The sequence below is a fragment of the bacterium genome, assembly GCA_035281585.1.
Lineage (GTDB): Bacteria > UBA10199 > UBA10199 > DSSB01 > DSSB01 > DATEDP01.
Genome location: DATEDP010000004.1, coordinates 1 through 10900 on the forward strand (window position 1 = coordinate 1; position 10900 = coordinate 10900).

Sequence of the window (10900 nt, forward strand, 5' to 3'; positions counted from 1 at the left end):
TTTCCAGCTCATCGCGAGAACTCCCTATTCCCCCCTTTGAAAAAGGGGGGCCAGGGGGGATTTGAAAAAGCACCGCGGTTTTGGCTTCGGTGCATTGTGCTCAACTCCATCGCTTTAAATCCCCCCTTCCCCCCTTTTTCAAAGGGGGGATTTCACTCGTAACGCAAGGCTTCGATCACGGTCATCTTGCGGCCTTCCCTCGCCGGCAATACCGCCGCGGCCAGGCTCAAGACCAAGGCCAGCAGCAAAGTCAGGGCGATCGTTCCGGGCTGCAAATCGACCGGAAAGGTTTCGAGATAATAAGGCGCCGGCGGACGAATCTTCGCGACCCGGATCGCCCATGCCAGGAAAAGGCCGCCGCCCAAGCCGAGCAACCCGCCGACCGCGCCGATCCAGAGGCCGGCCCGATAAAAGATTCCCGAGATGCCGGGCTCGCTCAGGCCCAGGGCCTTGAGCAGCGCCAAGTCCCGGCGGCGCTCGAAGACCACCAGCATCAGCATGCAAAGGATGTTGAAGGAAGCGAGGACGCTCATCAGGCTCAAGACCACGATCATGCCGAGTCGCTCCAGCTTCAGGGCCGAAAAGAGCCGGGCGTTGCGCTCCTGCCAAGTCGAAGTCTCGCTCGCGCCGGCCAGCGTTTGAAACCGCTGGCGCTCGGGAGCGGCCCGGCGGGGATCGGCGAAATAGACGCCTATCTGAACCGAGGCATGGTCGCCGAAGAGCCTTTGGAGCTCAGGCAAGGCGGCGATGGCGAATTTGTTGTCGTATTCGAAATAGCCGGATCGAAAAGTGCCGACCACCCGGAAGCGCCGGACGTTGGGCTCGACCTCGCCGGTGGGACCGACCGTGCCGAAGGGATAAAGCAGCTCGACCTCTTCCAACAGCGCCGGGACAATCCCGAGGCTGGCAGCCATCTCCCGGCCCAAAAGAATGCCCGGCAGCTCCTCGTCTTTGGCTTGGAGCGAGCTCCAATCCTCGCCTTCCTCGAAATGAACCTTCATGGTCGACGGAAACCGCGGGTCGCCGGCCTCGAGGCCTCGAAGCCGCACGCCTTGGACTTCGTCGTCGTCGGTGCGGAGCACCGCCTCGCCTTCAAGATAAGCCGTCGCCCGCTCGACGCCGGGCTCGGCTGAAATTTTTTGCAGCATGGAAGCCGAAATCGCCTCACCCGACTTCAGCTTGAGCGAGAGGTGAGGCGAAAAGCCGATGACCTTGGCTTGGAGGTCCTTGGCGAAGCCGACCATCACGCCTTGGACCACGATGAAGGCCATCACCGAGATGGCCACGCCGGCCACCGCCATGGCGGTGAGGAAAGAAACAAAGAAGCGCCGTCTTTTGCCGGAGAGGAATTTGCTGGCGAGAAAGGTTTGGGCCTTCATTCTCAGTCCCCTCCCCTTTGTAAGGGGAGCAAGGAGGAAAACTGGCGCCTTAATGGCGCCAGGCAAACTCTGCGATAGTCCAATAGACCTTTCCAAACTTGTTTTAGGGTGGGGTAGAGAGATGGCAGAAGTGCAAAATTTTGCGAACCAATCAACTCTCTACCTCCCCCTGCCCCCTCCTTACAAAGGAGGGGGAGGAGTCAACTCTTGTGCCTCATATGCGGAAACAAGATCACGTCGCGGATCGAGGGCTGGTCGGTGAGCAGCATGGTCAGCCGGTCGATGCCGATGCCTTCGCCGGCCGTCGGCGGCATGCCGTACTCCAGGGCGGTGACGAAGTCCTGATCGAGATACATGGCCTCTTCGTCGCCGGCTTCGCGGGCTTGGACCTGCTTCACGAAGCGCTCTTTCTGATCGATGGGATCGTTGAGCTCGCTGAAGCCGTTGGCGATCTCGCGGCCATAGATGAAGAGCTCGAAGCGGTCGGTGACCTCGGGATCTTTCTCGTTTCGCCGGGACAGCGGCGAAACCTCGGTCGGATACTGAGTGACGAAGGTCGGTTGGATCAGCTTCTTCTCGACCGTCTCCTCGAAGAGCTCGGTGAGGATGGCGCCGAGGCCCTCCTTCTCCTTCTTGAGATGGATCTCCAAGCGCTTGGCCTCGGCCAGGGCTTTTTCCCGCGAAGTCAAAATGGCCGGGTCGAAGCCGCCGATCTCGACCAGCGAGTCCTTGAGCGTGATCTGCTTGAAGGGCTTGGCGAAGCTGATCTTGGTTTCTTGATAAATCAGGTCGGTCGAACCGGTGACGTCTTGAGCCAGGCTGGAGAGCATGTCTTCGGTCAACCCGATCAAATCCTGGTAGGTCGCATAGGCCTGGTAGAATTCCAGCATCGTGAACTCGGGATTGTGCTGGATGCTGATGCCCTCGTTGCGGAAATTGCGGTTGATCTCGAAGACCCGCTCGATACCGCCGACCACCAGCCGCTTGAGGTAGAGCTCCGGCGCAATTCGAAGATAAAGCTTCATGTCGAGCGCATTGTGATGGGTCACGAAGGGCTTGGCCGCGGCGCCGCCGGGGATCGGCTGCATCATCGGGGTTTCGACCTCGACGAAGCTCCGCTCGGCGAGGAAGTTACGAATCTTCTGGATGATGAGCGACCGCTTGAGGAAAACGTCCTTGACCTCGTCGTTCATGATGAGATCGACGTAGCGCTGGCGGTAACGGGCCTCGACGTCGGTCAGGCCATGGAACTTCTCGGGCAATTGCTGGAGAGTCTTGACGATGAGCTTCAACTTCTCGACGTGGATCGAAAGCTCGTCGGTCTTGGTGCGGAAAAGGTAGCCCTCGACCCAGAGGAAGTCGCCGAGCTCGGCCTTTTCGAAAGCCGCGTAATCCTCGGCCGAGACCGCGTCCTTCTTGATGTAGGCTTGGATCCGCCCTCCCCGATCCTTCAACTTGGCGAAGGCCGCCTTGCCGAAAGATCGCAGCAGCATGATGCGGCCGGCGACCTTGACCGGGATTTTCTCGGCTTCGAGCCGGTCTTTCGGCATCGACTCGTACTTGGCGAGGATGCCGCCGCTGGTGTGGGTGACTTCCAAGTCGTTGGGAAAGGGATTGAGGCCCTGATCGCGGAGCTGCTTCAGCTTTTCCAGCCGTTGGAGATAATAGGGATTCTCTTCCATAATTCCAAAATCCAAAGGTTTAGCGGAGGGTTAGGCGGCTTGGCCGGTAAAATCAAGGGAATTAAGCCCCAGAGTTCCGGCCCCGAAGACGCCGGCGCCGGAATCTCGCCAAGAGCTCCTGAGCCCCTTCCGGTTTCAAGACAAGAACGGCGAGGGCGTAAACCAGCGCGCCCGTTCCGATCAAGGCGGTCAAGTAGAGAAGGCGCTCCAAAAACGGCGCGAAGGTCCAATCCCAAAATCGATGGATCGCGAGCAAGGCCGCCGCCATCAGCAAAGCGGCGACCGCCATCTTCGCCACCGAACCGGCCATCTTGCGCAAGGCCAGCGGGCCGACCTCTTTGCGGTATTGCCACATTTGGACCAGCAAGTTCGCCACCGATCCCAAGGAAACGCCCAGGGCCAGGCCCCGGTGCTGGAGGGGGCCGATCAAGGCCAGGCCGGCCAGGATGTTCACCACCACCGCGACATTGGCGGCGATGACCGGCTTCTTGGCGTTCTGGACGGCATAGAAGGCCGAGGTCGTGATCCGGGTCGCCGAGACGAAGGGCAAGCCGAGGGCGAAACACTGCAAGGTCTGGGCGGTCAGCCGGGTCGACTCCTGGGTGAAGCCGCCGCGGTAGAAAAGCACCGAGATGATCGGCTCGGCCAAGACCGCCAAGCCGACCGCGGCCGGGATGTTCACCAGCCAAACCGTCGACAAGGCCCGACGAAAGGCCGCCTTCATCTTGAAAAAGTCCCGGTCGGCGGCATGCTCCGAAAGCGTCGGCAGGACGACGGTGGCCAAGGAAATCGCGAAAACGCCCAAGGGGAACTCGATCACCCGGTCGGCATACCAAAGGTAGCTGACCGCGCCGGTCGGCAAATAGGAGGCCATGAAGGTGATCGCCAAGAGATTGATCTGATAAACCGCCGAACCGTAAATGCTCGGCAGCATCAGCTTGGCGATCTTTTTGACGCCTGGATGGCGCCAATTGAAATTCAAGCGCGGAAAGAAGCCCTCCTTGATCAAGCGCGGAATTTGGATCAAGAGCTGGAGGACGCCGCCGACGATGACGCCCCAGGCGATTCCGATCGAAGGCGTCGCGAAATGGCGCGAGAGCAGCACCGCCCCCAGGATGATCCCGACGTTGAGCAAAACCGGCGAGAAGGCCGGGGCGAAGAAGCGCTTTCTGGCGTTCAGGATCCCCATCGCCAAGGCGCCCAGCGAGACCAGGAAGATATAGGGAAAGGTGATGCGGGTCAGCAGAACCGTGAGCTCGAATTTCTCGGGGTCCTCGGTGAAGCCGAGGGCGGTCATGCGAACGAAAAAGGCCGCGCCGAGGACGCCGGCGACCGTGACGATCGAGAGCAGAATCAGCAAGAGGCTGAAAGTGATGTCGACGACGTCCTTGGCCTCCTGCTTCGAGCGCTTCAGCGACTCGGTGAAGACCGGCACGAAGGACATGGTCAGGTTGCCTTCGGCCAAGAGCCGGCGGAGCAAGTTGGGAATCCGGAAAGCGACGTAGAAAGCGTCGGCTGACGCGCGGGTGCCCAGCACGTAAGCGATGGCCGAGTCGCGGGCCAAGCCGAAGAAGCGGCTGAGCAGGGTCACGAGGCCGACCATCCCGGCCCGGCCCACCATCTTGGGGGCGGCGGTTTCGACCGTGTCCTCTTCGGCGAGGGCATTCAGCGGATCTTGCGAGGTTTCGGGCGGCAAGGGGCCGTTGCTCATGGGCCTTTCCTATGTCCGTTTTTGACCTTGGGGTCCATGGAATTCCCTTGCCGCCAAGCCGGCCAATCGTTAGCTTGCGGGCCGGGGTTAGGAGCTTGGAGGTCCTATGCGCCGACGCCTGCTCCTCACCCTGCTCGCGATCCTCTCCCTGCCCCTTCCCCTCCACTCCGCCACTCTGACCGTCGTCCCGGGAACCGGCAACAGCTGCGCCGACCTCGAGGGCAGCTTCCAAGAATGCCTCGACTTGGCGGCAAGCAACGCGCAGGGCGACATCCTGGAGGTGACCGGCGGCGACTACAATCTGAGCGCGACCCTGGTTTATACCCCGGCGGTCGGGGAAAACTTCCCGATCACGATCCGGAACGCCGACTCGACCCCGCCGGTGCTCAGCAGCAACCTCACCGTTCCCTGCCTGCAGCTTGCACCGGGATCGCTGGTCGATGACACCAACGCCGACGTGACGATCTCGGGCTTGGTGTTCGAGCGATGCGAGGACCCGCTCGAAGACGGCGGCGCGCTCATGATCTTCGCCGACGAAGCCGACGTTTCCATCTCTCAAGTGACCTTTACCCAAAACGTCTCCGGCGAGGACGGCGGGGCCCTCGACATCAACGCCGGCATCGATTTCGGGGCTGGCGACGTCTCGATCGTCGGCTGCATTTTCGAGGGCAACGAAGCCCTGCTCGGCGGCGCTTTCTCGGTCGGACACGGCGGCACCGGCACCGTGGAATTCCGCAATAATCAGGTCACCGCAAACACCTCGACCGCGGGCAGCGGCGGTGGCGGCGGCCTGTTCGTTTCCGACGGCGGCATCGTGATCAGCGGAAACCTGATCAGCGGCAACGAAGCCGATGGCGAAGCCGGCGGCTTGGCGATCAACGCCAGCACCTCCTTCATCGTTGTGACCAACAATATCATTGCGAGCAACACCTCGACCGAGCTCGGCGGCGGCCTGACGGTCAATATCTTCAACCCCGGCGGCAGCTTGGTCGCGACCAACAACACGATCTACGGCAACAGCGCCGGGGCCGAAGGCGGCGGACTCCACGTCGAGCTGGAAGAAGCCAACAACCAGGCCGACATCTACAACAACATCGTCTTCGGAAACCAAGCCTTGCTGGAAGGAAAGGACATCTTCACCGACGAGGATCTCTCCAACGACGGCAGCACCGGCACCGTCAACCTCTTCAACAATATTTTCGACGCCGGCGGATTCTTCAGCGAATGCCTGGCCAACCCGCCTTGCACCACCGTGAACGGCGCCGATTCGCCGACCAATCTCCTGGAAGATCCTCTCTTGGCCGATCCGGCCAACGGCAACTTCGCCCTCGGCCAAAACTCGCCGGCGATCCAAGCCGGCGATCCGGCGGCGCCGGAAATGCCGGACACCGATTTCTCCGGCAATCCCCGGCCGACGACTCCGGGAACGAACCCCGATATCGGCGCCCTTCAATTCCAAGCCGAACCCACTCCGACGCCCACACCCAGCCCCACCGCCGAGATCGAGGGCGACGGAGGATGTGCCTTGGCCACCGTCGGCCGGCCGGCGATTTGCTGGCCTTTGCTCGGCCTCCTGGCTTTGGGCCTTTGGAAATTAATCAATAAATCCAAAGGTTTAAATCAGGTTTGACAGAAGCACCTCAAATTGTTAAGGAACCCGGCCTTTGTATTTGAAAGGAAAAGGAATTTTATATGGCTGATGCCAAGAAACCGAAGCTGCCCAAGGGCCGTCACCGCTCCCAGATCAAGCGTCACAAGCAGAGCCTGAAGAAGGCCACCCGCAACGTCACCATCCGCTCCGAAGTTCGGACTTTCATCAAAAAGGTCCGCACCGCGGTCGAGAAGAAGGACGTCTCGGTGGCCAAGGAAGCCTTGGTCGAAGCGATTCGCATGATCGACCGCGCGGTTTCCAAGGGCATCCTCCACTCGAACAACCGTTCGCGGAAGATCTCCCGCCTTTCCAAGCTCGTGGCTTCCTTAGGCAAGTAATCCGATAATCTCATCGACGCAGCGTTTCAGCAGCAGCGGCCGGGGCAGGCTCGATCCCTTGAGCCTCAAGTCGGCCCGCGCGACCGGCGCCCAGAGCGAGGGCGTCAGCTGACGAGCGTGGGCTTTGGCCTGCTGCTCGTACTTCCGCCAAACCAAGGGCGGCATTCGGAAGCTGCCCATCGCCTTGCGCGATCCCGAAAATTTCAAGGTCAGCAAAATCGACAGGTGGCGGTGGATCAAGGAAAGAATCTTGAGCGGTTCCTCGCCGGAGTCGAGAAGCGCGCCCAGCGACCGGTGCAGGGCCTTCTCGTTCTTGGCGAAGAGCGCATCAACGACCTCGAAGACGTTCTCGTCGGTCACTTTGACTAGGAGCGACTCGAGGTCGCGCAGCTTCACTTCCGGCCGTTCGCCGACGTAGAGCGCGCATTGGGCCGCCGCCAGCTTCAAGGCTTCGAGCGAGGTCCCCAGCCAATCGACCAAAGTGTCGATCACCTCGGGCTCGGCCCGCTTTCCTTCCTCGCGCAAGGCCTCGCGGACCCAGCCCAGGGCTTCGGCCCGCTCGACCGGCTCGACCTCGAGATACTCCGAAGTCTTCTTCAGCTTCTTCACCCATTCGAGCCGGCCATCGAGCTTTTCAGCGTCGATCAGCAAGAGGGTCGTCGGCTGGGGATCTTTCAAATAAGTTGAAAGAGCCTCGGCATCCTTGGCTTTGAGCTCGCCGGCTTCGCGGAGCAAGACCACCCGCCGCGCGGCGAAGCAGGGATAATCCCGGCAAGCCTGGACCGCCTTATCGGCGCCCTCGGAGGCGTCGTAGGTCGAGAAATTCATGTCCTGGATGGCGCCGGCCAAGGCACGATCGATCAGGCTCCGGCGAAGCTTGCGCCGGATATACGACTCGGGGCCCACCAAGGCCACGACCGGGGCCAGCGGAATGCGGTCGGCGGATTTTAAGAGCGAGAGGGACATTTGTGTCTCCCCCCTCTCCCCTTGCGGGAGAGGGGTCGGGGGAGAGGGGTACGGCAAAGCAAGCATTGCCTCGGCGCCCCCCTCTCCCGGCCTTCGGCCACCCTCCCCCGCAAGGGGGGAGGGCTATTTCACCACCAAATTCAAAAGTTTCCCCGGCACGAAGATCGTCTTCACCAGCTCCTTGCCTTCGAGATGAGCGCGGATCTTCTCGTCGGAGTCGACCAGCTTCTTCACCTCTTCCTCGGTGACTTGGGGCGGCAATTCGATGCGGCCGCGAAGCTTGCCGTTCACCTGAACGATCACCGTGACGGTCTCGGCCACCAAGGCCTCGGGATCGAAGCTCGGCCAAGCCGTTTCGAGCAGGCTGCGCGGATGACCCAAGCTTTTCCAAGCTTCCTCCGAGAAATGGGGGACGAAGGGCGAGAGCAAGAGGACCAGGGCGTCGAGCGTCTCGGACAAAAGCTCCTTGCCCTCCCCGCTTTCCCACTCGGCCCGCGGAACTTCGCCGATCTTGTTCACCAGCTCCATGATCGAGGCGATGGCGGTGTTGAAATGGAACTCTTGGCCGACGTCCTCGGTGACCTTGGCGGTGGTCTGATGAAGCTTGGTGTAAGCATCGCGGAGCATTTTCGATTCGGGCTTGGCCGCATGGCCCTTCCCTTCGCGCGAGATATAAAGCGGGCTCAGGTCGACCAGGAGCTTCCAGACCCGGTTGAGGAAGCGGGCCGAGCCTTCGACGCCGGCGTCGTTCCAGTCGAGGTCCTTCTCCGGCGGCGAGGCGAAGAGGCAGAAAAGCCGGGCGGTGTCGGCGCCGTATTTGTCGATCAGATACTCCGGATCGACGACGTTGCCCTTCGACTTGCTCATCTTGGCGCCGTCCTTGATGACCATGCCTTGGGTCAGCAAGTTTTTGAAGGGTTCGGACACGCCGGTATAGTCGAGATCGCGCAGGACCTTGGTGAAGAAGCGGGCGTAGAGCAAGTGGAGCACGGCGTGCTCGATCCCCCCGATGTATTGGTCCACCGGCATCCAATAATCGGAGCTGCGGCGGCTGAAGGCCTCTTCCTTGTCCTTGGGCGAGAGGTAGCGGAAGAAATACCAAGAGGACTCCATGAAGGTATCCATGGTGTCGGTTTCGCGCCGGGCCGGGCCGCCGCATTGGGGGCATTTGGCGTGGACGAAGGATTCGATCTTGGAGAGCGGTGAGCCGCCCTCGCCGCTGAACTCGACGTCCAGCGGCAGCTTGACCGGCAGGTTCTCGATCTTTTCGGGCACCGCGCCGCAGGAGTCACAGTAAAGGATGGGGATCGGCGCGCCCCAATAGCGTTGGCGGGAGACGCCCCAATCGCGCAGCTTGTAAGTGACTCGGGCCTTGCCGGCCCGCTGGCTTTCGAGGTGCTTGACGATCTCGGCCTTGGCCGCCTCGCTGCCCAAGCCGTTGAAGCGGTCGCTGTCGACCATGATTCCCGGGTCGACGTAAGCTTGTTGTAGGGGCAGGGCTTGCCCCTGCCCGCCGCCACCGACGTGCTCGCGGGCAGGGGCAAGCCCTGCCCCTACCGGCTCGATGACGACCTTGATCGGCAGGCCGTACTTTTTGGCGAAGTCGAAATCGCGCTGGTCATGGGCCGGCACCGCCATCACCGCGCCAGTGCCGTATTCCATCAAGACAAAGTTGGCGGCGTAGAGCGGGACTTTAGCCCCGGTCAAGGGATGGATGACGTTCAAGCCAAGCGCAATGCCCTCTTTCTCGTAGGCGTCGGCGAGCCGCTTGTCGCGGTCAATCTTGCGGACCCGTTCGCGGAAATCGGCCAGCTCCCGCTTTTTGGCCTCATCGACGATGAGTTTCTCCAAGAGCGGATGCTCGGCGGCGAGCGAAAGGAAGGTCACGCCATAGAGGGTATCGGGCCGGGTGGTGAAAACCGTGATCTCCTCGCCGCTGCCCTCGACCTTGAAGACGGCCTCGGCGCCTTGGCTCTTGCCGATCCACTCCCGCTGCATGGTCAGGACCCGTTCGGGCCAGCCTTTCAATTGATAGGTTTGTTCGAGCAGCTCCTCGGCATAGGCCGTGATCTTGAAGAACCATTGTTCGAGCGGCTTCTGCTCGACCACGCTGTCGCAGCGCCAGCAGCGGCCCTGCTCGACCTGCTCGTTGGCCAAGACCGTTTGGCAGGAGGGGCACCAGTTGACCAGGCTCTTCTTCTTATAGGCCAGGCCCTTTTCGAACATCTCGATGAAGATCTTCTGCTCCCAGCGATAATACTCCGGCCGGCAAGTGGCGATCTCCCGGTCCCAATCATAGCTGAAGCCGAGGCGCTGGAGCTGGCCCCGCATGATCTCGATGTTTTGCTCGGTCCAGGCGGCCGGGTGGGTCTTGTTCTTGATGGCGGCGTTCTCCGCCGGCATCCCGAAGGCGTCCCAGCCCATCGGATGCAACACGTTGTAGCCGCGCATCTTGAGAAAGCGGGCCAGCACGTCGCCGATGGTGTAGTTGCGGACGTGGCCCATGTGGATGCGGCCGGAGGGATAGGGAAACATCTCCAGCAGGTAGAATTTTGGCTTGGCGGCCTCTTCCCGGACCTCGAAAGAGCGGTGCTCCTCCCAGTGCCCTTGCCATTTGGGCTCGATCTTCTTCGGTTCGTAATGTTCAGAAAAGCTCATTTTCACTCCATGAACGCAGGGTTCTGTCTTTCATGAACCGTAAAATTCTTCAAGAATCTCATCATCGGGGGATTGATTTTATAATGCCTTCATATAAGGTCATTCATGGGCTCGGGGCTGGCTTTCTCGGAAGAAATGGATCCCGATGAGATATCTCACCCTGCTGATTGCCCTCGTCTTTCCCTGGACCTCGCAGGCCGCGCCGCCGGCTTTGGATTCCTGGCTTTACCAGCACGCCGACATCGCCGCCAATATCGTTTGGGAATTCCCGGATACCTTGCCCGAACTCCCCCGTCTGCCGGCCTCGCCCCGAGGCTTGCCGGCCTGGTTCCCGGACCGGGATGCTTCAAGCGGGGGATCGGCCTGTGCCGGAAACTCCTGCCCGCAATATGTCGATTTTTCGCCGGCCCCCGGCAAGACCATGCAATGGTACTACTGGCCCGAATCCTACAAGAGCCGGCTGCGGACTTATTTCAACCGGTACTATGGTTGGATGGAAGAAGTCCGGCCGCTCT

Annotated in this window: 8 protein-coding genes; 3 read left to right on the plus strand and 5 right to left on the minus strand. The window is 61.1% G+C overall.

Annotation, left to right across the window (positions count from 1 at the left end; all coding sequences use genetic code 11):
* Positions 1-152: 152 nt before the first annotated feature.
* From VJR29_00135 to murJ, 3 genes are all read right to left on the minus strand, one after another.
* Entirely contained in the window at positions 153-1379 is a 1227-nt protein-coding gene (locus VJR29_00135) for an FtsX-like permease family protein (protein ID HKY61804.1), read from the minus strand.
* A gap of 200 nt (positions 1380-1579) precedes the next feature.
* Entirely contained in the window at positions 1580-3061 is a 1482-nt protein-coding gene (gene lysS, locus VJR29_00140; protein ID HKY61805.1) for a lysine--tRNA ligase, read from the minus strand.
* A gap of 61 nt (positions 3062-3122) precedes the next feature.
* Positions 3123-4772, minus strand: coding sequence for a murein biosynthesis integral membrane protein MurJ (gene murJ / locus VJR29_00145; protein ID HKY61806.1), 1650 nt, complete (start codon positions 4770-4772; stop codon positions 3123-3125).
* A 106-nt stretch (positions 4773-4878) separates the two neighbouring features.
* Between murJ and VJR29_00150 the strand changes: the two genes are divergently transcribed.
* Entirely contained in the window at positions 4879-6402 is a 1524-nt protein-coding gene (locus tag VJR29_00150; GenBank protein ID HKY61807.1) for a choice-of-anchor Q domain-containing protein, read from the plus strand.
* Between the two features lie 62 nt (positions 6403-6464).
* A complete protein-coding gene (gene rpsT / locus VJR29_00155) occupies positions 6465-6761 on the plus strand; it encodes a 30S ribosomal protein S20 (protein ID HKY61808.1) in 297 nt (98 codons plus the stop codon).
* On the opposite strand, the gene holA is transcribed toward rpsT, so the two are convergent.
* Positions 6750-7727, minus strand: a complete 978-nt coding sequence (gene holA / locus VJR29_00160; protein HKY61809.1) for a DNA polymerase III subunit delta — start codon at positions 7725-7727, stop codon at positions 6750-6752. The two genes, rpsT and holA, sit on opposite strands and share 12 nt — an antisense overlap.
* 123 nt (positions 7728-7850) lie before the next feature.
* Positions 7851-10385: a leucine--tRNA ligase gene (gene leuS, locus VJR29_00165; protein ID HKY61810.1), complete on the minus strand. Its 2535-nt coding sequence runs from the start codon at positions 10383-10385 to the stop codon at positions 7851-7853.
* Positions 10386-10530: 145 nt separating this feature from the next.
* Here leuS and VJR29_00170 point away from each other — a divergent pair.
* On the plus strand, positions 10531-10900 hold a 370-nt coding region (locus VJR29_00170), incomplete at its 3' end, for a hypothetical protein (protein ID HKY61811.1).